This is a genomic window from Bacillus sp. YBsi01, from assembly GCF_038406745.1.
GTDB classification, from domain to species: Bacteria; Bacillota; Bacilli; order Bacillales; family Bacillaceae; genus Bacillus; species Bacillus siamensis.
Genome location: NZ_CP151679.1, coordinates 2,390,901 through 2,411,626 on the forward strand (window position 1 = coordinate 2,390,901; position 20,726 = coordinate 2,411,626).

22 protein-coding genes, 1 tRNA gene and 3 pseudogenes are annotated in these 20,726 nt (G+C 43.3%); 14 read left to right on the plus strand and 12 right to left on the minus strand.

Annotated elements, in window-relative coordinates; all coding sequences use genetic code 11:
• Positions 1–47: 47 nt before the first annotated feature.
• The 3 genes and pseudogenes from AADZ70_RS11955 to AADZ70_RS11965 all read right to left on the minus strand — a co-directional run bounded on the left by AADZ70_RS11955 (position 48) and on the right by AADZ70_RS11965 (position 1,391).
• Positions 48–536 (minus strand): phenolic acid decarboxylase, encoded by a 489-nt coding sequence (locus AADZ70_RS11955; protein ID WP_045925902.1) that lies wholly within the window; start codon positions 534–536, stop codon positions 48–50.
• Between the two features lie 21 nt (positions 537–557).
• A pseudogene (locus AADZ70_RS11960) lies at positions 558–704 on the minus strand (DUF3237 family protein); the annotation flags it as partial.
• Positions 705–1,046: 342 nt separating this feature from the next.
• Positions 1,047–1,391: a DUF1433 domain-containing protein gene (locus AADZ70_RS11965; protein ID WP_045925901.1), complete on the minus strand. Its 345-nt coding sequence runs from the start codon at positions 1,389–1,391 to the stop codon at positions 1,047–1,049.
• Between the two features lie 60 nt (positions 1,392–1,451).
• Here AADZ70_RS11965 and AADZ70_RS11970 point away from each other — a divergent pair.
• A pseudogene (locus tag AADZ70_RS11970) lies at positions 1,452–1,568 on the plus strand (sporulation transcription factor Spo0A); the annotation flags it as partial.
• 188 nt (positions 1,569–1,756) lie between these two features.
• On the opposite strand, the gene AADZ70_RS11975 reads toward AADZ70_RS11970, so the two are convergent.
• Positions 1,757–2,071, minus strand: coding sequence for a DUF1433 domain-containing protein (locus AADZ70_RS11975; protein WP_173425959.1), 315 nt, complete (start codon positions 2,069–2,071; stop codon positions 1,757–1,759).
• Positions 2,072–2,118: 47 nt separating this feature from the next.
• Between AADZ70_RS11975 and AADZ70_RS11980 the strand changes: the two are divergent.
• Positions 2,119–2,406, plus strand: a pseudogene (locus tag AADZ70_RS11980) (lipase); the annotation flags it as partial.
• A gap of 275 nt (positions 2,407–2,681) precedes the next feature.
• On the opposite strand, the gene AADZ70_RS11985 reads toward AADZ70_RS11980, so the two are convergent.
• Entirely contained in the window at positions 2,682–2,969 is a 288-nt protein-coding gene (locus AADZ70_RS11985; protein WP_082083384.1) for a DUF1433 domain-containing protein, read from the minus strand.
• A 110-nt stretch (positions 2,970–3,079) separates the two neighbouring features.
• On the opposite strand from AADZ70_RS11985, the gene AADZ70_RS11990 reads away from it, so the two are divergent.
• From AADZ70_RS11990 to AADZ70_RS12000, 3 genes are all read left to right on the plus strand, one after another.
• The gene (locus AADZ70_RS11990) at positions 3,080–4,498 is read left to right on the plus strand and encodes a lipase (RefSeq protein ID WP_342007095.1); all 1,419 of its coding nucleotides are present in this window, start codon (positions 3,080–3,082) and stop codon (positions 4,496–4,498) included.
• Positions 4,499–4,514: 16 nt separating this feature from the next.
• Positions 4,515–4,826, plus strand: a complete 312-nt coding sequence (locus tag AADZ70_RS11995; RefSeq protein WP_045925896.1) for a hypothetical protein — start codon at positions 4,515–4,517, stop codon at positions 4,824–4,826.
• Positions 4,827–5,237: 411 nt separating this feature from the next.
• Complete coding sequence (locus AADZ70_RS12000) at positions 5,238–5,471, plus strand: hypothetical protein (RefSeq protein ID WP_342007096.1); 234 nt, start codon at positions 5,238–5,240, stop codon at positions 5,469–5,471.
• A 204-nt stretch (positions 5,472–5,675) separates the two neighbouring features.
• Here the strand turns inward: AADZ70_RS12000 and AADZ70_RS12005 are convergent.
• The 3 genes from AADZ70_RS12005 to AADZ70_RS12015 all read right to left on the minus strand — a co-directional run bounded on the left by AADZ70_RS12005 (position 5,676) and on the right by AADZ70_RS12015 (position 8,719).
• Positions 5,676–5,751 (minus strand) — tRNA-Arg (locus tag AADZ70_RS12005).
• A 251-nt stretch (positions 5,752–6,002) separates the two neighbouring features.
• Positions 6,003–7,472: a glycoside hydrolase family 32 protein gene (locus tag AADZ70_RS12010; protein WP_342007097.1), complete on the minus strand. Its 1,470-nt coding sequence runs from the start codon at positions 7,470–7,472 to the stop codon at positions 6,003–6,005.
• A 14-nt stretch (positions 7,473–7,486) separates the two neighbouring features.
• A complete protein-coding gene (locus AADZ70_RS12015; protein WP_326351446.1) occupies positions 7,487–8,719 on the minus strand; it encodes an MFS transporter in 1,233 nt (410 codons plus the stop codon).
• A gap of 364 nt (positions 8,720–9,083) precedes the next feature.
• Between AADZ70_RS12015 and AADZ70_RS12020 the strand changes: the two genes are divergently transcribed.
• Both AADZ70_RS12020 and clpP read left to right on the plus strand, forming a co-directional pair.
• Positions 9,084–10,058, plus strand: a complete 975-nt coding sequence (locus AADZ70_RS12020) for a LacI family DNA-binding transcriptional regulator (RefSeq protein WP_342007098.1) — start codon at positions 9,084–9,086, stop codon at positions 10,056–10,058.
• 230 nt (positions 10,059–10,288) lie between these two features.
• Positions 10,289–10,885 carry an ATP-dependent Clp endopeptidase proteolytic subunit ClpP gene (clpP, locus tag AADZ70_RS12025; RefSeq protein WP_003151513.1) on the plus strand — a complete coding sequence of 199 codons (597 nt, stop codon included), beginning with the start codon at positions 10,289–10,291 and terminating at the stop codon, positions 10,883–10,885.
• 40 nt (positions 10,886–10,925) lie between these two features.
• On the opposite strand, the gene AADZ70_RS12030 is transcribed toward clpP, so the two are convergent.
• Positions 10,926–11,786, minus strand: a complete 861-nt coding sequence (locus tag AADZ70_RS12030) for a LysR family transcriptional regulator (protein ID WP_342007099.1) — start codon at positions 11,784–11,786, stop codon at positions 10,926–10,928.
• A gap of 173 nt (positions 11,787–11,959) precedes the next feature.
• Here AADZ70_RS12030 and AADZ70_RS12035 point away from each other — a divergent pair, with 173 nt between their 5' ends.
• The 4 genes from AADZ70_RS12035 to AADZ70_RS12050 all read left to right on the plus strand — a co-directional run bounded on the left by AADZ70_RS12035 (position 11,960) and on the right by AADZ70_RS12050 (position 15,527).
• On the plus strand, positions 11,960–13,090 hold the full coding sequence (locus AADZ70_RS12035; protein WP_342007100.1) for a PrpF domain-containing protein: 1,131 nt from the start codon (positions 11,960–11,962) through the stop codon (positions 13,088–13,090).
• 43 nt (positions 13,091–13,133) lie between these two features.
• Positions 13,134–14,510 (plus strand): MFS transporter, encoded by a 1,377-nt coding sequence (locus AADZ70_RS12040; RefSeq protein ID WP_342007101.1) that lies wholly within the window; start codon positions 13,134–13,136, stop codon positions 14,508–14,510.
• A gap of 178 nt (positions 14,511–14,688) precedes the next feature.
• Positions 14,689–15,090 carry a hypothetical protein gene (locus tag AADZ70_RS12045; RefSeq protein WP_235714286.1) on the plus strand — a complete coding sequence of 134 codons (402 nt, stop codon included), beginning with the start codon at positions 14,689–14,691 and terminating at the stop codon, positions 15,088–15,090.
• A 5-nt stretch (positions 15,091–15,095) separates the two neighbouring features.
• Positions 15,096–15,527, plus strand: coding sequence for a hypothetical protein (locus AADZ70_RS12050; protein WP_235714285.1), 432 nt, complete (start codon positions 15,096–15,098; stop codon positions 15,525–15,527).
• Positions 15,528–15,535: 8 nt separating this feature from the next.
• Here AADZ70_RS12050 and AADZ70_RS12055 read toward each other — a convergent pair whose 3' ends face one another.
• The gene (locus tag AADZ70_RS12055; RefSeq protein ID WP_016937831.1) at positions 15,536–16,111 is read right to left on the minus strand and encodes a TIGR00730 family Rossman fold protein; all 576 of its coding nucleotides are present in this window, start codon (positions 16,109–16,111) and stop codon (positions 15,536–15,538) included.
• A 115-nt stretch (positions 16,112–16,226) separates the two neighbouring features.
• Between AADZ70_RS12055 and AADZ70_RS12060 the strand changes: the two genes are divergently transcribed.
• Positions 16,227–16,547: a MazG-like family protein gene (locus AADZ70_RS12060; RefSeq protein ID WP_016937830.1), complete on the plus strand. Its 321-nt coding sequence runs from the start codon at positions 16,227–16,229 to the stop codon at positions 16,545–16,547.
• 44 nt (positions 16,548–16,591) lie between these two features.
• Here AADZ70_RS12060 and AADZ70_RS12065 read toward each other — a convergent pair whose 3' ends face one another.
• Positions 16,592–18,181 (minus strand): SulP family inorganic anion transporter, encoded by a 1,590-nt coding sequence (locus tag AADZ70_RS12065; RefSeq protein ID WP_342008062.1) that lies wholly within the window; start codon positions 18,179–18,181, stop codon positions 16,592–16,594.
• A 2-nt stretch (positions 18,182–18,183) separates the two neighbouring features.
• Positions 18,184–18,774, minus strand: coding sequence for a carbonic anhydrase (locus AADZ70_RS12070; protein ID WP_095241440.1), 591 nt, complete (start codon positions 18,772–18,774; stop codon positions 18,184–18,186).
• Between the two features lie 364 nt (positions 18,775–19,138).
• On the opposite strand from AADZ70_RS12070, the gene AADZ70_RS12075 reads away from it, so the two are divergent.
• Positions 19,139–20,131: a D-glycerate dehydrogenase gene (locus AADZ70_RS12075; protein WP_342007102.1), complete on the plus strand. Its 993-nt coding sequence runs from the start codon at positions 19,139–19,141 to the stop codon at positions 20,129–20,131.
• A gap of 130 nt (positions 20,132–20,261) precedes the next feature.
• Positions 20,262–20,726 carry a ribonuclease gene (locus AADZ70_RS12080; RefSeq protein ID WP_016937826.1) on the plus strand — a complete coding sequence of 155 codons (465 nt, stop codon included), beginning with the start codon at positions 20,262–20,264 and terminating at the stop codon, positions 20,724–20,726.

A 20,726-nucleotide genomic window follows, 5' to 3' on the forward strand; every position in this document is an offset into this window, starting at 1 on the left:
CTGATTTCATACACAAAAAACCCGGCATCTGAGCCGGGTTTTTTCTATTATTTTAATTTTCCTGCGCGAATATCATCTGTCATTCCTTCGTACGGCGCTTCTGAAATCAATGATTCGTTATTGATTCCCGCATTATTGAGATACGTAATATCCGCAAACTCAGGAACGACATATTTAGGATACGTTTCATATTTCTCACGTGACTCTTTCATCACATCAATGTAATCATTTTGGTAGCATACGGTGATTTCCGGATGCTCATGCACCCATTTCGGGAAGAAAATAATCCCGTGCATCCGTTTTTCATTCGGCATAAAGTTTAATGAAACATCTGTGCCTGTCGGTTCAGTCCATGACACTTTATATACGCCTTCTGTCAGCTTTACGATATTCACTTCTTGGTCGCGCACCCAGCGTCCGCCTACCATACCGCTATGAATCCGATAGTCGATCGTATGATCATTTTTAATATAAATTTCATACTCCCAGCCGTTTTCATACGTGTAAATCATATGGCTTCCGATAAAGTTTTCCATGTCGACTCACTCTCCATATCATTATTGAACTTCATAAATATCCAGCCGAATGTCATCCGGCAATCTGACCGCAGCCCCGATAAACAGCCGGTCCTGCAAACTGATATGCCTCACTGCTTGCTTCAAACATAGGCACAGTCCGAAATAAACATGCTCGGGATCAATGATGCCGTTCACTGAATCATTGATGACTTTTTTAAAGAAGGTTCATTCAAGAACGTATCACCTCCCGAGATATTATGTTTATTTAAACATGTAACTATTTACACGTTTAATTGTAACGCTGTTAAAATGGACTGTCAAATAATGAGCGGCCTCTGATAAAGTTTACCCGAAAAAAAAGGTCTTCAACAAAAAAGACAAGGGCGGCAATGCCGAACCCTTGTCTTTTTTGTTTAGTGTAAATTCATTACCGCTTCATGCTCCATATGCAGCTCGCGGACTAGAAAGATGGTTCGCGATATCCTAGCAATAAAACAAAATTAGCCCAGCTTGATTGAGCGGGCTAATTTATCTTATACAAAGCTTATCTTTACATTCTTCTTTAGGTTCGGCATCAACCGTATACGACAATATTTCTTTATTGTTTGGATCATACAGACCTTCAAACTCTTTTTTTCCATTCGTATAACCCTTTAAACTAATACCATCCATTGGATTAATATGGTAATCCCTAGAAAAATGGATATCATCCACATTTTTATAGTTCGTTGTTAAAAACTTTTCCATATGATTCTGGGCTTCTTCGAATAACGCAATCTCTTTTTCCTTTTGATCATACTGATGCTTCTTAAAAAGTCCCCCAACTGCTATAATTATTAGAATAAGGATAATTATGTACTTTTTCTTTTTCATTTGGAAATCAACCCTTTCCTATAAATAACTGTCGTTTTTAAGTAAACGAAATGAGCGAAAACTTGATATGAATATACTTTCAGCATGTCAAAAGCAAAGCTAACCAATTCAGAATTCATCGCGATTGTTGCTGACAAGTTAAGATTGGAACTTAAAGCGAGTAAAATGCTGATCTGACGTTTTTCCTATCGTTGAGTTGTCATGATATTTGTATGCGGTTACCGTTAATATCGGGGATACCTCGACAAATGAGACGGTAGAGGCGATTGATCTCAGGAATAGGTTTGAACTGTATGAGAAACATATCACGAATTTTGTAAGATAATTAAACAAAATAAATACCCACTCATCCTGAGGTGGGTATTTTACCTTTCTTCGGCATTGACCACTGAAATCCCTATCTCCTTGTTCGTTGGATCATATATACCGGAAAATTCTTTTTCTTTATTATTATTTATGTAGCCTGAAACTTCGACTCCGCCTGTCGGATCGATATTGTAGTCTTTTGAAAAATGAACTTCCTGTACATTTTTATAGTCTTTTTTTAAGTAATTCTTCATGTGCTCTTGCGCCTCAATCACAAGTTTTTCTTCGTTTTTATGTTTATCATATTGATGCTTCACGAAAAAACCTCCCACTGCTATAATTATAACAATTAGGATAATAATGTATTTTCTCATGCGTATCATCCTTTCGGAATTATTTTACAATATAAGAAACGTGATGTATATATGCCAAAAGGAAAAAAGTATATTATCGTTTGAGTCAAGCAGCTTACAATTATAAAATGTTAGCCTCATATTGGTATGTTGAGAAAGTGAAGCAGGATTCTGATACGGATCTTGATGACTTTATATTCTCAAAAGGCATCAAGACAAAAAGCGGAAAATGGGTGAAATCAAAAAACCACGAAAACGGGGTCGTCGCCTTTGCGGGAACCGATATCGGAAAAGACCCGATCTTTGACTGTGGAAATATTGTTTTCGGAAATGATCCGAAAAAAGAAGTGTATTATAAAGAGAAAAACAAGAATGGCTACTCTTTAAGGAAAGGGATTTATCCGTTAGAGTTTTTGGGGCCAGCCAATAATACAAAAATAAAGACGCCAGTTAGGCGTCATAAGATTTTCCTTCCGCATCCACAGAGGAGCTCCCTATTTTGTCATCTGGAGGATCATATAAACCGGCAAATTCGTTTGGTATTACATTATTCAAATATCACTAAACTGTAATTTCGCCAGCTAAATCAATAAAATAATCATAAAGAATTCTTCTCTATTCCAGCGTCTTTTTAGTATTCACACTCTTTTTCCTGACACTCAGGTTTCTCTTCCGCATCGACTGACGAAACTCCTATTTCATCATTCGTTCTGTCATAAAGTCCAAAAAATTCTTTTTCCTTATTACCATTCAAGTATCCCTTCACGGAAATACCACCCATAGGATTTATTTTATAATCGTTAATGTATGTAATTTGCTTTATATTTTTGTAATTAGCTTTTATATAGCTTTCCATTTTATTTTTCGCTTGGATAAAAAGTTCTTGTTCTGCTTCTTTTTTATCATGTTGGTACTTCATGTAAATACCTCCTAATGCTATAATTATTACAAAGATTAGGATAATTATGTATTTCTTCATAAACTCATCCTTTCTTAGATTAATCTTACATCAACTCCGGGGTGTTGTACATGTCTAAAAACATCAATGTAACAAATATCAGTGACCGAGAATACTTTTATATAAGCCAGATATCTTATGATTATGAAACTCTTAAAAATCACTTAAAAACACAAAAGCCATTAAAATTTAAATCTCCCACCAGATGGTACGTCGATCAAATAAAATCGGACAACGATACCGGACTTGACGCGGTTGTTCTGTCACAAGCTGAAAAGAAAAACGGAAAATGGGTAAAATCAAAAAACCCCGAAAACGTGGTCGTCGCCTTTGCCGGAACCGATATCGGAAAAGACCCGATCAATGACGGCGTAAAAGCGGACGGCGGGAATATTGTTTTTGGAAATAATCCAAAAAAAGAAGTGTATTATATTGTAAAAAAAGACGCGAAGGATACCTCGAAAACACTCGGAAAATACAATGGAACGCCCTCTCAAGACGCCATGCTCACAACCGGAAAGTATAAGCTGATAACGAAAACATCACAAATCGATCAAGCCGATCAGCTGGTACGGAGCGTAAAGAAAAAGTATGCCGGAACGTCAACGATTATTTCAACAACCGGCCATTCACTCGGCGGCGCTGAGGCCGAATACAGCGCGGTGAATAATGATATTTATGCCGTTGCGTTTAACAGTCCTTCCGTCGTGAAACTGCACGATGAAGAAACACAGAAAGACATCAACAGCGGCATATACGATCCTTACATCCGGTCAATTATCAATCCGGACGACATGGTCGGGGCAGGTTATTGGAACGAATATGACCGCCACAACGGGACAACGATTTATACGAAAAACCCCTCACTCTCACAGTTCAGCCGAAAGCAGCGGCTTGATGGGAACTTAAACGAGCAGATCAGCAAGAATCTCGCTTATTTCTTTACTACCGTCATTCTGAGAAATCCGGATACACACGGCTTAAACGAAGCGAATTTCATATTTGACCGAAACGGAAACATCACAAATCCGAACGGAGATGAGTTAGTCTTCGATAAAAATCTCGGCGCTCTTCTGCCGGCCGGTGCGATCGGTAGCGGAGACGCGATAAAAGTAACGCCGAAAAACGCAAAGAAGCTGGCTGAAAAGGTGCAGGCCATGACTGAGGATTTGCGGACGATGAAAAAAGAAGCGCAGAACGCCTATCAGGAGCACGATGAAAAAATCGCCGAGCTGAAAACAGAATTTTACGGCCAAGTCGGACACGGCTTGTTTGATCAGCTTCAAGCACAGGACGTGACCAATACAATTGAAGATATTGCGCAATCCTACGATAAAGGCCCGATTTTTTACGACACTCAGGCTGAGCAGGCGTTTATTGATTCTTTGCAGACCGCGATCACGGACCTTGAAGAGATCGGCGGATTCTTACATAAAATAGCGGACGAATTTCAGGAAAAAGACCAGATGCTCGCAAACTGGTTAAGATGATAGAGGTGGATACATAATGCCGACATTAGACGAACTTTTAGAACATAAGGACGACCCGATGAAGAAAAGGCTGCAGCGGCAAATGCTGAAAACCGTCATGACGCAGGCAGCGGGAACAAAACTGGAAACAGTGCGCCAAACACTGAAACCGACATTCGAAATGGACACATTGAAAGATGAATTATATGAAGTTTATTCAGCTTTATTGAACAGCTTCGAAGGCAAGGCGCAAAAAGCTCTAGCACAGCGGATCAGTGAAAGTGCGCGGCTGATTGCCGGCACTGAAAATAACAGGGACACATTCATTAACAGTTTCAAAACAAGGTAAAATAAAAAACCTCGCGGATTTATTATTTGCGGGGTTTTTCCTATCGTCTTAACTGACACGCTCGGAGAATGTATCATATACCTCTATGAACGTTGATATATAAGTTTTTTTGATAATCCTTTGATCCGTCAGTCGGAATGAGTAGCCGGCGGGAAGTGAGAGCGGGAGAATAAAAGAAGCTTTTCATGAACATAAAAAACAAGAGGTTTATTGTATAAGATCGCGCGTATTCTTGACGATGTTCAAGCTGCTAAAAACGGCATGCTTGGATAAAGGATAAACCGCCACGCTGCAGGAAAAGCCACCGGGACACTAAACGAGTGGGATTTTTTTTCGGCTAGGCTATATCCTCTTTTAAACAAAATCCTCATTTGAAAATAATGGGTATTGTAAGGAAGGAGTGATTGAATCGTGTTATTGTTCATAGGAAAGTTCATATTGCTCTTTTTGTTCTGTACGTTAGTGTATTATTTATTTAAAGTGGTTTATTACAATGTTGGTAAGAAGGTCGCTCTCAATGCGTCAGAAGGAACAAAAGCCAATTGGGTTGCGAACGTCTTAATTAAAAATGGTACTAAGCTTACTGACGGAGATTACTTTATGGTTGCTGTCGTTACGACATTATGGCTTATGATCCATTTATGATGTATCAAAACGATTAGGACTTGCTAGTATTGATACGACTCAAAGCCATGTGCAAAGTTTGCGTAAAACGAAATGAAATAATAACGTTTTTTAACGCTTTCGCGTGTTCCCAATAAGTCCATCGAAACAAAGAAAAACCCTTGCACGGCAAGGGTTTTCGACTTCTTTAAGCTTTATTCATTTAAAGCTATCTCATGCTCTTGACGCGCTCGGAGGGATTCGAACCCCCGACAGACGTGGTACCGGAAACCACCGCTCTATCCAACTGAGCTACGAGCGCACGTTTTTTCAATCAGATACCTTTATATTATAATAAAGACACACGCAGAAAGCAACACTTTTTCAATAATAGTGAACTTTACGGCGCTTATGCTGCAGTGATGTATGTATAGTAACAGGATTATGCAGCGTCCTCATGCAGCATAATCCCGCCCCGCATAACGGCTTGTTTTTCAAAAGGCTCACACGCCTGATGCGATCAGTCATTTCAGCTGCTCAGTACTTTTCCAGTCACTTCAGAAAAAGCACGTTTCAGCTTTTTTTCCAAATGTCTTTTAACGTCCAATAGGTGAATTCCTCAACCTTTACAGCGCCTTTCTCAGAAAACAGCTCAAGCCCCAATCTGCCCTCTTTCGGATAGATACGGCTTGTCATCGTTGCTTCTCCATGATTGGCGAATACTTCAATCGAAGATCTGTCAATAAATATCCGCAGCGCCAGCTTGCCGCTTGCATCCAGCCGCACTCTTCTCACACCGTCTTTCGCTTTTCCCATTTTGGTGCAATCAAGTGTCAATTTTTTATCCGTTAGATTGTACTTAAGCACAAGTTCTTCTTCATCAAGGCCGCGAATCTTAAAACCTGCGGATTCGGCATCGCAATCGTTGATATCAAACACGACTCGGACTTCAAGCAGGTCTTCGGACGTCTTTGCCAAGTAACTCCCTGATACCTGCCGGCCTGCACATTCCCGGTATTCCTTTGTTCGCAGCTGCTTGGTTTCTTCTGCGGGATTCATCAAAAGTTTATGATCATCACGCAATGTCAGTTCTCGCGGCAGCGTCAATGCACCGCACCATCCGTCCGCTTTTGTCGGCATCTCGGATTCCCACATATCCATCCAGCCGATAGCAATTCTGCGTCCCTTATCATCCAGTAATGTTTGCACCGCGTAAAAGTCATGGCCGTAATCCAGCTCTGTAAAAGCGCCATGTGTAAATTTATTTGTTTCATAATTATAGTCACCGATTAAATAACCGGTTTGATGTAAATTGTTATATGAATCGCCGTCGGCTTCAATACCCTGTGGCGAAATCAGCAGGACATGTTTGCCGCCTAATTCAAAGAAATCCGGACATTCCCACATATAGCCGAGATGACCGTCGCTTTGGGCGAGAACACCTGCGTATTCCCATTCACGCAAATCAGATGAACGGTATAAAACGACCCGTCCGACGTTTTCTTTTGTGGAGTTGCCGATGACCATATTCCACTCATCGCGATGCTTCCATACTTTCGGATCGCGGAAATGACGGGCGCTGTCTTCCGGCGGTGCCGCAATAACGGGGTTTTCCTGAAGCTTTTCAAACACAATTCCATCTTGGCTGACCGCGATATTTTGAGTTTGATAGAAAAGGTCTTTCTCTTGATCAATCATATTATGGCCTGTATAGATTAAAGTAAGGCGTCCGTTATCATCGGCCGCGCTTCCCGAAAAACAGCCGCTTTGATCAAATGCATCACCCGGAGCTAAGGCAACCGGCAGGTGCTCCCAATGAATGAGATCTTTACTCTTTACATGCCCCCAATGCATCGGCCCCCAGTTCTCATCATACGGATGATGCTGAAAAAAGACGTGGTATTCTCCTTTAAACTGAATAAGCCCGTTCGGATCATTGATCCAATTCGCCCGGGGCATAATGTGGTACCCGAGCCGATATCTTTGTTTCACTTTACCCTCTGCTTCCTTCAAAGCTTCCTCCGCCTGCTGAATTCTATCCATTTGCGACATCCTCTCTATCCGATTTTTTGTAAATCCTGCACACGCTTGCTGTTTTTTTTCGAGTCTAATAAAGTAAAAATGGAGATCATGGTAAAACCAAAGACGACGATTCCCATGATGAGATAGGTTTGCCGGAACCCCGCACTGTCATATAATCCTCCCGCCAGCGGCGACAGAATCGACGCGCCTGCCTGAGATGCGAATTGAAAACCGACGAGATAAAGGACGGACGACAGACGCGTATCAAAATTGGCCGCCAAATATTTAAAAACGGCGATCAGCATAATCGGCAGTTCCAGTGCGTGGATGAGTTTCATTGATGAAATTCCTACAGGCTCAACTGCAATTCCGGACCCGACGATGCGGAAAGCCATTAAAAACCCCGCTAAAATCAAACTGTTTTTCGCTCCGAACTTATTGACGATAAAAGGCGCAAGAAACATCATGCCTGCCTCTAAAAATACCTGGACTGAATTAAGATAGCCGAATACTTGGTTGCCTATCGACACTGAAGGAAACAAAGACGCATAGTAGATCGGGAACTGCTGATCATATACGCCGTAAATGCAGGTCACGCCGATAATGTACATCATAAAAAACCAAAAATCCTTTATTAAAAAGAGCCGCCCCACATCTTTTAACCGGACCGAATCCGCTCTGTTTTTCTCGTGGTCTGTCATTTCGATTTTTACAGACATGATAATGGCCGTTAAAATGACGGCTGAAACAGACGCGATCCAGAAGTTGATATTGGGATTGATATTGAAAAGCTGTCCTGCAAAAAATGCAGCCGCCGCCCAGCCCAATGAGCCCCACATTCTTGATTTTCCATACTCGAAATGATATTTTCGGCTGACCTTTTCAATGTACGTTTCAATCGCGCCTATCCCCGCCAAAAAGCCGGCTCCCAAATACAGGCCTCCGACAATGGCGCCAAGAAAGACATTGTACTGTAAGAGCGGTCCATAGATGAAAATATAAAACGGACCTGTAAATAGGAGAAGAAAGCTGATCATAAATAAAATCTTTTTCTTCAGCCCCAATTTGTCAGAAATAAAACCGTAAAGAGGCTGCATGCACAAGGCAAATACGGCGTTTACAGAAAAAATAATGCCTGTCGATGATCCATTCAAATTCATTTCCTGCCCCAGCCAAATCGCAAATAAAGAATAGCTGGAAGACCAAGTAAAAAAGAAAAAGAAAAAATAAGCACTCAGTTTCCAATACAGACTTTTTGCGTTTTTCATTTTCACCGCTCCTTTAATAGGACCTTTTACTCCACGTTCCCGAACCGCTGAGCCACGTCATTCCTACCCGCTATAAAGTAAGCGCTTTCTTTTTAGCGCTGTCCGGTACTTCACTTTAGCTGCATTACGCAAACAGCCGCCGTCACTTCCCTTCACCCTCTTTGTAAAGCGCTTTCATAAAGAATTGTATGTCAACCGGTTTCATATGTCAATCGGTTGACATAAAACTTTCTGATTATTCAAATCGAACAAAACGCACCCCTAGCAGAAATATGGAATTTCCTTGCACATGTCAGCCCGATTCTCTAAAATAAGTGCGTGACGAGAATTGTAAGCCATTTCAGTAAAGCAGGAGGGCAAGGGAATGAAGCCTAACATTCACGATGTTGCAAAAATAGCGGGAGTTTCCTCTACAACCGTTTCGCGGGTATTAAATAACCGCGGCTATATCAGCGAAAAAACAAAAGAAAAAGTGTACAAGGCGATGGAAGAAATCAATTACTTTCCAAACGATCTCGCCCGCTCTTTATTCCGTAAAAGAACCAATTTAATAGGGCTTATCATCCCAAACTCCGGCAATCCGTTTTTCGGCGAACTCGCTTTTCATATTGAAAGCATTTGTACGTCCATGGGCTACAAACTGCTGCTTTGCAACAGTTTACATCGAAAGGATAAAGAAGAAAAATATGTGGAGATGCTGATAAGAAACCAAGTGGACGGCGTGATCGCTGTGACTTACAACCGGGGAATTCTCAATTATCATAAGCAAAATCTGCCGATTGTCGCCATTGATCATTTCTTATCGGATTCAATTCCCGTCGTCGGCTCAGACAACTATGACGGCGGAAAAAAAGCGGCGGAACTGCTGATCGAAAAAGGGTGCCGGCACATCGTCCATATCAACGGCCCGCTTGAACTCGAAACACCGGCAAACCTCAGAAGAAAAGCATACGAAGATGTCATGCGTAAACACGGAAGGCAGCCCATTACATATGAAGTACCCTTTTATCAACATGACCGTGACATCATTTCATCGTTATTCGATGAACAGCCTGACACCGACGGAATTTTTGCCAGTGATGATCTGATGGCCGCAGCAGTCATGACCGAGGCCAAAAAACGGGGAAAAGATATCCCGACTCAATTAAAAGTGATCGGTTATGACGGCACCGAAACCGTTCAATCGATCCTTCCGGAATTGACAACCATCCAGCAGCCGATCGAATTGATTTCCAAAACAGCCATCGAGATTTTAGTAAAAGAAATTGAAGGCGAATTTGATGATTTGCCGCTGGAAACATATTTGCCGGTGCGGTTTCTGGAAGGTCAGACAACTTAATCAGCCGTACGGCACGCCAGCGTTCTATTTCGGCTGCTCAAGCATATCATTTTCTCAAGCGCCGGCGTTGTTAATACCCATTTTCACTTTGCTGTTTGAACTTTTTGTTTTCTGGGAAAAATGGTGTTAGAAGAAAAGGTTGGCATTTGGTCAGCGTTTTGTTTGACCTTTATTGACCAAAAATGTATCATGTAAATACATACTTACCTAAAAGGTGAAGGAGGAGCATTATGAATTTAATACCTACAGTCATTGAACAAACGAACCGCGGAGAAAGAGCTTATGACATTTACTCCCGTCTTTTGAAGGACCGTATTATCATGCTTGGATCTGCGATTGATGACAACGTTGCGAACTCCATCGTGTCACAGCTTTTATTCCTTGAAGCGGAAGACCCTGAAAAAGATATTTCCATTTACATTAACAGCCCTGGCGGATCAATCACTGCCGGTATGGCAATCTACGATACAATGCAGTTCATTAAACCGAAAGTATCTACAATCTGCATCGGGATGGCCGCTTCTATGGGAGCATTTTTACTTGCAGCCGGTGAGAAAGGCAAACGTTACGCGCTTCCTAACAGTGAAGTCATGATTCACCAGCCGCTTGGCGGAGCGCAAGGACAGGCGACAGAAATTGAAATCGCGGCAAAACGCATTCTCTTGCTTCGCGATAAATTAAACAAAGTGCTTGCTGAACGTACCGGCCAGCCGCTTGAAGTGATCGAGCGCGATACAGACCGCGACAACTTCAAATCAGCTGATGAAGCTTTAGAATACGGCTTAATCGATAAAGTGCTGACACGCAATACGGAAGACCAGAAGTAAGATCCTGCCTGCAAGAGAGTCTCAAACTCTTGCAGGTTTTTTATGCTTTATCTTCATTCAAAAAAGTAATGAATGCTTTGACGACAGACAATTCTAACGCTGAAGAATCATACATAAGCCACGTATCACGTATCACAGGCTCGTTATTTTTATAAGACAGCGCCAATGTGTATAATTCATCAGAAGGCTGAAGACAGATTTCCGGCACAACAGAATAACCGAGACCGTTTTTCACCATCTCTTTACAGGTTTCCTGTCTGTCTACCTCCATTGCAATGAAAGGCGGCTCAGTAAATTGATTATTCCACCATTTTTGAATCAGACTTTTCAAAGAGGCATCAGTTTGATAATAAATCATCGGCAATTTGGGCAGGTCCTCACTGTTAATTTCAGTTTTTGAAATTAGGTACAGCCTCTCTTCATTTAACAGTTGTTTTTCCCCTTGCCAATCATAATTTCCCCTCATAATCCCAAGGTGCACGCCGGAATGATGAAGCAGATCCATCACCTTCGCACTCCATCCCGTATTGACGTGGAATTGAACAGACGGATACTGATCAGAAAACCGTTTTAGAATCGCCGGGAGCTTATACTGAGCAAAATTGCTTGAGACTCCTAATCTGAGAACCCCGCTGACTTCATGGCTCATATTGAGCATATCATCCTTCATTTTTCTGAATTCCTGCAGCATCTCTTTCGAATATTCAACCAGATATTCACCTTCTGAAGTGAATTCCATCCCTTTTTTTCTTTTATAAAAGAGGCGCACTCCGAATTGCGATTCCAGGTTTTTGAGCCGATAACTTAACGCCGGCTGTGTCATATATAACCGCTCTGCCGCCTTCGTCATATTTTTTTCCTCGAATAATGTAATGAGTACAGCCCAATCCTTTTCATCCATATAAAATCCCCCAAAATATTTTTCTGCTATAAAATTTTCTCCTATTATAAAAGTTTTTTATTCAACTTTATAAAAATTATATGTTTTACTTATAATCCATATTTATCATACGATATTTTCCAAAGGGACCGGTACCTTTTTATCCACACAAAATGATGTAAGGATGAGACAGCATGGAAAAAGTTCCTGTAACCGTCATGAGAGGCGGCACCAGCAAAGGCGTTTTTATTCTTCAAAAAGACATGCCAGACGATACAAACCTATGGAGCGATTTTCTTTTAGACATTATGGGAAGTCCTGACGAGAGACAAATTGACGGCCTCGGCGGCGGCCATTCTCTCACAAGCAAGGCAGCCATTATTAAGAAATCCGCCAGAAAGGACGCAGATGTTGAGTATACATTTGCGCAGGTCAGTCTGACTGACAAATTTACCGACTTCAAAGGCAATTGCGGAAATATCTCTTCTGCCGTAGGCCCTTATGCTATTGAGAAAGGGCTCGTTCAGGCTGAAGAGCCGGTGACAACAGTCAGAATTTTAAACACAAACACGCAAAAAGTGATCGCAGCAGAAGTTGAAGTCAAAAACGGAACATTTCATTATCAGGGAGACTGCTCGATTCCGGGGGTTCCAGGTACAGCTTCTCCTATTTATCTTTCATTTCACCAGGCTGAAGGGGCGGTGACCGGAAAACTGTTTCCGACCGGTCAGCCTATTGATATTCTCGATACACCGTATGGGAATATCTCCGTATCTATTATTGATTACGCCAATCCGCTTGTCTTTGTAAAAGCAGAGGACGCGGGGCTTACCGGCATAGAACTTCCGGACGAATATACTCCGGATATATTGGAAAAGCTCGAAATAATCCGATCAATTGCAGCCGAGAAATGCAGATTCGCTTCAAGACATGAGGCTTCGGCAAAATCACCGGCCGTACCAAAACTGACTTTAATCTCATCTCCAGCGGATTATATTGATACAAAAGGGATAAAAAGACACGCTCATGAGATGGACCTTGTCATTCGTATGATGTCCATGCAAAAACCGCATCAAGCTTTAGCCATTACAGGGGCGGTATGCACGACCGCCGGCATGTTATTGGAGGATACGATATTATCTGAATTTTCATTCTCCGGAAAAACGATCCGATTAGGGCATCCAAGCGGCATTTTAAAAACCGAAGCAGATGCCGATCCGGACGGAACAACGATTAAAGTAGTACGCACAGCAAGAAAAATCTCTGAAGGCTATGTGTTTACTAAGCAAAGTTACAACATGAATACGCTGAATCACATTGGTTAATACAAGCCCCCAGACAAGTCAAAGATAAACGGAGGAATACGAGATGATCAATGTAAACGCGTCTAATCGACTGAACAGACTGCCTTTTTCAAGGGCTCATCAAGCGGTGCTCGTTATCCTTTCATTCGCTTACTTTTTTGATTTTATTGATTTAAATACGTTTTCATATGCGGCGCCTTCACTTTTAAAGGAATGGAACATATCCACTCATACCATCGCTTTTATTACGTCTGTCTCCTATTTCGGAATGTTTATCGGCGCCTCTGCCGGAGGATGGTTTTCAGATCGTTTCGGAAGGAAAAAAGGTTTAATTCTGGTTGTCACCTTTTTCTCTTTCTTCTCCCTCCTCTCTTCTCTGTCTTGGAATCCAGAAATACTCGGTGTTTTTAGATTTCTTACGAGTTTAGGTATCGGCGCCACAACGATTGTGGCAAGTACGTATATCAGCGAATTTTTCCCATCCGCAACTAAGGGAAAATACCAGGCAATCTGTATTACGATAGGCATATGCGGAATTCCTGCAGCCGGCTGGGTGGCTAAATTGGTCGTGCCGTCCGCCTCTTACGGCTGGCGGTTTATCTTTCTATTCGGCGCGGTCGGTATTTTTTTTCCGCTGATCGCCAGAAAACTGGAAGAATCACCAAAATGGCTGGATACGAAAGGAAAAAGCGAACAGGCACACCGCATTCTGCTTGAGCTTGAAGCAAAAATAGAAAAAGAAAAGGGTGAACTGCCTGAACCGGCTCCGGCTCTAAAAAGCAGAAAAACCGCTGTAAAATCCGTTCCATATCGGACGTTATTTCAAAAGCCTTTAGCAGGAAGAACTTTGGTTTTAATGACGATGTGGGCAGCTTCCACGATTGCCATTCAAGGCTTTGGCACGTGGGTTCCCACCCTTTTGGTGAAAGAAGGCGTATCAATGGATGAGTCTATCGTATACGTTACTCTGGGAACGATCGGTGCCCCGCTTGGCGCTCTCATTGCGTCGCAAATCTCTGACCGTGTGGATCGAAAGTGGGCCATTTCTGTTTTATCGTTCATTATTATGGGACTTGGATTCATTTACGGCATCAATCCTTTGCCGATGGTCATTGTCATATGCGGATTTCTCATGCATATGTTTGAGCGTACGTTCAGTTCAATCGCATATGCTTATACGCCGGAATTATATCCGGTTGAAGCCAGGGCGTCTGGAAATGGCCTCACTTACGGCGTAGGGCGTCTTGCGAATGTAGCCGGTCCCTTTGTCGTCAGTTTTCTGTATTCAGGCTACGGATTTTTAAGTGTTTTCTTGTTCTTCACAGGCTGCTGGCTCCTTTGTGCACTGACAGTCGGTATTTTTGGAATCGGGTCAAAAAAACAAAAGATGCAGCAGGATGATTTCATATCGGAAGACACATTCGCGCAGCAAAAGTTGTAAACGCATACACTTCAAACCGCAAAACATCCATCTCCCCAGAGGAAATGGATGTTCTTCTTTCAATCCCAACCGCAGTCTCTTTCTCATCTTATTCTCATACACATGTCTTATCCTTAAGAAAGGCGTGATACGCATGAGATGGAGAAAACGGTTTTTCCCCGGAAAGAAAAGGTATTTTATGGGCGGAGAACTTTCCGATCAGAATGGTTTAGATGCAACCGCCGAACCATCTTCCTACAGAGCAGTTGATGCCGAAACATATTTCAGACCCTCTTGTCTGCCTGTCCTGAACACAGCAATTGAAAGTTCCTTTTTTAATCCTTATATTGACAGGCCTTGGAAAAGCATTCATCTGCCCCAATCCCTCACATTGGCTCCGGAAAAAACGGTCTTGCATTATTTTAGTGTTTTACGTGAAGCCGAAAATCTTACGGACGAAAAAGCCGGGGGGTGCGGTACAGTCGGCCAGGCCCGCATTCCTTTTCCGCTTGCCTTGCCTTTTTCTCTCCGGCCTGCCGTAAGAAACATTCCTACAAAGCTTTTCTTGCCTCATTTGAAGGTATCGGCCAGACCCACCTGATCAAATTGAATCAGCTTGAAGGCTTGCGCTATTTCGTTGAGATCGAAACCATTCAAGGTTCAAATCAAAACGTCACATTTTTCGCTTATTATCACGGTATTGTCCAGTTGGAAAAACACAATGGCCGGTTTCTGATCGGACGAATAACTTGGTATGGTGAAGATTTTTTGTGTGCCGCTTACCATTTGTGGCAGCACAATGCAGAAACCAGCCTTGATATCAAATTTGGCAGCTGGTGCAAGCTTATTAAAAAAAGGTGGCCTGTCCGGCAGAATGGTTATGTCAAAACAATTGATTTTGACGGAACAGACGGCGGTCATTACCGTTTTGTCTATTTTCAGCTCACGAATGGTACAGACGTGTTAGCCAAACAGCTGAGAAAAAACAGCTCCGGGCAATGGGAGCTGATTCATCTTGATGCTGACGGCTGCTTATAGAATCTTCCTTACAATTCCCGCCATTTCTTATCTAAAATCGGGTATGTATACCGATTCATCTGTTCAATCAGCTCATCTGGGCGGGAGGAGCTGTGGATCAGCTTCAAATGAGATTCATTCGAAAATCCTTCCTGAATGCTGTATTTGACCATCTTCATCATCGGCTCAAAATAACCGTTCACATTGTAAAGTCCGATTGGTTTTTGATGAATGCCGATTTGCGCCCAGCACAGCACTTCAAATAACTCTTCATAAGTTCCGAAGCCGCCTGGCATGGCAATGTACCCGTCGGCAAGTTCACTCATTTTCGCTTTCCGTTCATGCATGCCGCTGACTTCAATCAGCTCCGTCAGATTTTGGTGAACAATCTCTCCGCTGAACAGCCCGCTCGGCATGACGCCGACAGCTTTTCCGCCGCCTGCCATTAACGCGTCGGCAACGGTTCCCATCAGACCGACCCGTGAACCGCCGTAAACAAGGGCGATTCCCTGCTCCGCCATATATTCACCGAGTTCGGCCGCTTTGCGTTTGTATTCTTCATTTACCCCCAGATTTGATCCCGCAAATACACAAATCGTTTTCATTTTTTCATCTCCGCATCTATATATGTACATCAATAAATCAAAATACACTATATATTGTCCCATCTCTATATGATAATATCAATAAGAATCATACAGGACATAAGGAGTGTTTCACATGCAGATCGCTGAAACAGAACAATGGCTGAAAGACTTTTACGAAAAAAGAGGATGGACGGCGTACGGACCATTTATCAGAATCGGCTTTTTAATGGAAGAAGCGGGTGAGCTCGCCCGGGCGGTAAGAGCATATGAAATCGGCAGGGACCGGCCGGATGAAAAGGACGCGACCCAGTCAGAACGCAGGCAGGAGCTGATGGAAGAAATGGGTGATGTCCTCGGAAACCTCGCCATCCTCGCCGATAAGTACGGAATCACTTTAGAAGATGCGATGAGAGCCCATCAGGAAAAACTGATTAAACGCTTTGAAACCGAATAAAAACACGGCCTGTCCGCTTTTTCATGGACAGGCCGCACCTGAATTTATCCCGTTATCTCGTCCTGATGCTCAAAGAAGTGCTGTTTTCCGATTTTATGAAACAGCCCCGTCTTTCGGATCAGCTCCCTCGGCTGAGACTGCAATCCGACGATCATCAATCTGCCGTTATGGCGTTTGATCCGGTTCATGACATTCCCCAGAACCGCTTCTGCGGAAGTATCCATGTAATGCACATTATTCATCAGCAGGATAAGCGTTTTCGGCTTTTCCTGAAGCCTCTCCAGCAATGATGATTCCAATGAATCAATCGAACCGAAAAACAGCGGCCCTTCAATGGAATATGTGCTGACGGACGAATCGTTTTTAACCGATTTGACGGCGGCATGCGGTGTTTTGACGCTTGTCGATTCGCTCATTTTTCTGATAAAGAAAACAAAGGCAAGCACGAGACCGGCAGACACGCCGATGATTAAATCAAACAGAACCGTCAGTAAAAAGGTTGCCGCCAGTACGAATGAATCAGTGTTTCTCAGCCGCATCATATTGGCGACTTCCCTCCGTTCACTCATGTTCCAAGCCACAACCATCAATACCGGCGCCATGCTTGCCAGCGGTACGTGAACGGCAAGCGGGGCGAAGACGAGCAGGACGAGGAGGACGGTGACTCCGTGGACAACACCGGAAATCGGAGAAACTGCGCCGTTTTTAATATTTGTTGCGGTTCGCGCAATCGCTCCCGTTGCCGGTATGCCGCCGAAAAGCGGCGCGGCCATATTGGCGATGCCCTGCCCGACAAGCTCCCTATTGCTGTCATGCCGTGATCCCTTCATATTATCCGCGACCATTGCCGATAATATGGATTCAAGCCCGCCGAGAAGCGCAATGATCAGAGCCGACGGAAACATCATTATCATGTTATCAATTGAGAAATCAGGAAGCTGAAAAGCCGGAAGCTGCCGCGGAATCTCTCCGTAAGCAGAACCGATTGTCGCCATCTTGTCAGGGAAAAACACGACCGCCGCGGCTGTAGATACAAGCAGCGCCACAAGCGCACCCGGAATCTTCGGCATCAGCCTGGCTGATAACAGCAAAATGGCCAAAGCAATTCCCGCGATCAAAATGCTGTACAAATTAAAGGTTCCGATCTTTTTGCCGATCTCCGCAATGTTAAGGATAAAGCTTTCATGCTTTTGAATATCGCGCAGACCGAGAAAATGGGCGATCTGCTCTGAGAAAATCAGCACTGCGATTCCGGCCGTAAATCCGACGATCACCGGCTTCGGCACGAATTTCATAATCTTCCCGAGCTTAAATACGCCGAACAGGACGAGCATCACGCCTGCCATGAAACCGGCGACAAGTAAATTCTCAAAACCATACTGCATCACAATGGCAAATAAAATGGGAACAAACGCCCCCGTAGGCCCTCCGATCTGATATTTAGAGCCGCCTAACAGCGAAATCAGAATTCCGGCCACAATAACGGTATAAAGCCCGTATTCCGGACCGACCCCGGAGGCGATGGCAAAGGCCATGCCCAAAGGAATTGCTACAATTCCGACGACAATTCCTGCGACCAAGTCTTTCTGAAATTTCTGCAAATTGTATCCATAATATCTGCCGTAAAATTGCATGGTCAGCTGCATCCCCCTTTGACTGTTTCATAACCGTCAACCACAACATCCAGCGTCCCCGTCCCCGGATCAATCACCAGCCCGTGCACCGGCACCTCTTCAGGCAGGAGCGGATGGTGCCTGACCATATTCACGCTGTGAGCCACGCTTTCTTCGACGCTGTGAAAACCGGACAGCCATGTCTCCAAATCGACTCCCGCATGCTGCAAAAGGCTGAGACATTTCTCCTCCACGCCGCGCTCTTTTGCTTTATTTAATATGGAAGCCGCATTCAATCCCGACATCCCGCACTCGCGGTGACCTACGATGCAGACTTCCTCAGCCTGCAGTTCATAAACGGCAACCAAAATACTCCGCATGACACTTCCAAATGGGTGAGAAACAATGGCTCCCGCGTTTTTTATGATTTTGGCATCGCCGTTTCTGAGTCCCATCGCCTGCGGCAGAAGCTCCGTCAGCCTTGTATCCATACAGGATACGATGACAAGCTTTTTTTTCGGGAATTTTGTCGTTTGGTAAGGTTCATATTTCCTTTCTTGGACAAACTGCTGGTTGTGCTCCAAAATGCTTGATAAAGAAACCATTTTTCTAATCATCTCCCATCCGATTGTATTGCAAGCCTTCTTACCCAGCTTACAGTAAGGAATTATAGCACAGAAAAAGGCCTCAAAAGCGCTTTCAAAAAAAGACACGATAATTTAACTGTAAATTCAGATTATATTCATTTATATCTTTCAAAAATAATAAAATTTATCTTTATACAAACCTATAAAGCTTTTGAAAACAGCGGTCCCGCGCTTTTGCCTTTAGAAATATAGGCGGATTCTGTTATGGATTGGAGAAATCACACATGTATATCTCTTCTTCTTTTCATTTTGGGTTCAAAAGAACCAGAAATTCACCGAATGCGTTTGAATATTTCTCACTTTACCGCTTCTCTTATATAATAAAATAGAGATGAAAGACAAAGGAGGAGAAGCCCCGTTGAAACCATATGTATTCATCGCAAAACCGATACCGCCGGAAGTCGAACAAATGATAGGCGAGCATTGCCGCTATGACATCTGGAAAGAAGATACCATTTCAAAAGAAGAATTGTACGAGAAAATGAAGGATGCTGAAGGGCTGCTGACATCCGGAACGGCGATTGACAGTGATTTGCTGGATCACGCGCCGAAACTGAAAGTCGTCAGCAACAATTCAGTCGGCTACGATAATTTTAATATAGAAGAAATGAAAAGACGCGGGGTCGTCGGCACACATACGCCGTACACCTTGGATGACACGGTCGCTGATCTGGCTTTTTCATTAATCCTGTCTTCCGCCAGACGGGTTGCCGAATTGGATCGATTCATCCGGGCCGGCAAATGGGGAACTGTTGAGGAAGAATCCCTTTTCGGTATGGATGTCCACCATCAGACATTAGGCATTATCGGCATGGGCAGAATCGGTGAACAAGCAGCCAAACGGGCAAAATTCGGCTTCGATATGGACGTGTTATACTATAACCGCAATAGAAAACCGGATGCTGAGAAAGAGCTCGGCGTTACATATGCCGACTTAGATACACTGCTGAAAACGTCAGACTTTGTGCTTTTAATTACGCCGCTTACTGACGAAACGTATCATATGATAGAAGAACGGGAATTTAAAATGATGAAAGATACGGCATTTTTCGTCAATATTTCCCGGGGAAAGACGGTTGATGAAAAAGCGCTCATCCGCGCATTGCAGGAGGGCTGGATAAAAGGCGCCGGTTTAGATGTATTTGAAAAAGAGCCGATCGGTGAAGACAATCCGCTCCTCCAGCTGGAAAACGTCACATTGCTTCCGCATATCGGGTCAGCAACGGCTAAAATCCGTTTGAATATGTTCAAGCAAGCCGCCCAAAACATGATTGACGCCGTATACGGAAAAACACCGAAAAACCTCACGAAAGAATTTCAATGAGAGGAAAAATCCCGGTTGGTTCAGCCGGGGTTTATTTTTCGCTGGATCAAAAGTACTATTTTTAAATTCTATCTATTCCTTTCTTTCGATGCTGATACAATAAAAAGGAATCAGCTTCACATGATGAAAAATGGGAGGTATTGCTTTGAAAAAACGTTTATCATGGATTTCCGTATGTTTACTGGTGCTTTTCTCGGCGGCGGGGATACTGTTTTCAACGAATGCCAAGACGGAAACACCGTCTCACAAGGCACACACAGAAGCACAGGTTATCAACACATTTGACGGGGTTGCGGATTATCTTCTGACATATCACAAACTTCCTGATAATTACATTACAAAATCAGAGGCACAGGCCCTCGGCTGGGTAGCATCAAAAGGGAACCTTGCAGACGTCGCTCCGGGGAAAAGCATCGGCGGAGACATCTTCTCAAACAGGGAAGGCAAACTCCCGGCCAAAAGCGGGCGGACGTGGCGTGAAGCGGATATTAACTATACATCAGGCTTCAGAAATTCAGACCGGATTCTTTACTCAAGCGACTGGCTGATTTATAAGACAACAGATCATTATAAAACCTTTACGAAAATCAGATAA

What these genes read in the sequence shown, in the direction of transcription:
- AADZ70_RS12080 (WP_016937826.1), top strand. Translation starts at nt 20,262, where the DNA reads ATGGGAGGTATTGCTTTGAAAAAACGTTTATCATGGATTTCCGTATGT.
- AADZ70_RS11955 (WP_045925902.1), bottom strand. Translation starts at nt 536, where the DNA reads ATGGAAAACTTTATCGGAAGCCATATGATTTACACGTATGAAAACGGC.
- AADZ70_RS12010 (WP_342007097.1), bottom strand. Translation starts at nt 7,472, where the DNA reads ATGGATAGAATTCAGCAGGCGGAGGAAGCTTTGAAGGAAGCAGAGGGT.
- AADZ70_RS12075 (WP_342007102.1), top strand. Translation starts at nt 19,139, where the DNA reads ATGAAAGACAAAGGAGGAGAAGCCCCGTTGAAACCATATGTATTCATC.
- AADZ70_RS12055 (WP_016937831.1), bottom strand. Translation starts at nt 16,111, where the DNA reads ATGAAAACGATTTGTGTATTTGCGGGATCAAATCTGGGGGTAAATGAA.
- AADZ70_RS12035 (WP_342007100.1), top strand. Translation starts at nt 11,960, where the DNA reads ATGGAAAAAGTTCCTGTAACCGTCATGAGAGGCGGCACCAGCAAAGGC.
- AADZ70_RS11985 (WP_082083384.1), bottom strand. Translation starts at nt 2,969, where the DNA reads ATGAAGTACCAACATGATAAAAAAGAAGCAGAACAAGAACTTTTTATC.
- AADZ70_RS12045 (WP_235714286.1), top strand. Translation starts at nt 14,689, where the DNA reads ATGGGCGGAGAACTTTCCGATCAGAATGGTTTAGATGCAACCGCCGAA.
- AADZ70_RS11995 (WP_045925896.1), top strand. Translation starts at nt 4,515, where the DNA reads ATGCCGACATTAGACGAACTTTTAGAACATAAGGACGACCCGATGAAG.
- AADZ70_RS11965 (WP_045925901.1), bottom strand. Translation starts at nt 1,391, where the DNA reads ATGAAAAAGAAAAAGTACATAATTATCCTTATTCTAATAATTATAGCA.
- AADZ70_RS11975 (WP_173425959.1), bottom strand. Translation starts at nt 2,071, where the DNA reads ATGAGAAAATACATTATTATCCTAATTGTTATAATTATAGCAGTGGGA.
- AADZ70_RS12065 (WP_342008062.1), bottom strand. Translation starts at nt 18,181, where the DNA reads ATGCAATTTTACGGCAGATATTATGGATACAATTTGCAGAAATTTCAG.
- AADZ70_RS11990 (WP_342007095.1), top strand. Translation starts at nt 3,080, where the DNA reads ATGTCTAAAAACATCAATGTAACAAATATCAGTGACCGAGAATACTTT.
- AADZ70_RS12020 (WP_342007098.1), top strand. Translation starts at nt 9,084, where the DNA reads ATGAAGCCTAACATTCACGATGTTGCAAAAATAGCGGGAGTTTCCTCT.
- AADZ70_RS12030 (WP_342007099.1), bottom strand. Translation starts at nt 11,786, where the DNA reads ATGGATGAAAAGGATTGGGCTGTACTCATTACATTATTCGAGGAAAAA.
- AADZ70_RS12040 (WP_342007101.1), top strand. Translation starts at nt 13,134, where the DNA reads ATGATCAATGTAAACGCGTCTAATCGACTGAACAGACTGCCTTTTTCA.
- AADZ70_RS12060 (WP_016937830.1), top strand. Translation starts at nt 16,227, where the DNA reads ATGCAGATCGCTGAAACAGAACAATGGCTGAAAGACTTTTACGAAAAA.
- AADZ70_RS12015 (WP_326351446.1), bottom strand. Translation starts at nt 8,719, where the DNA reads ATGAAAAACGCAAAAAGTCTGTATTGGAAACTGAGTGCTTATTTTTTC.
- clpP (WP_003151513.1), top strand. Translation starts at nt 10,289, where the DNA reads ATGAATTTAATACCTACAGTCATTGAACAAACGAACCGCGGAGAAAGA.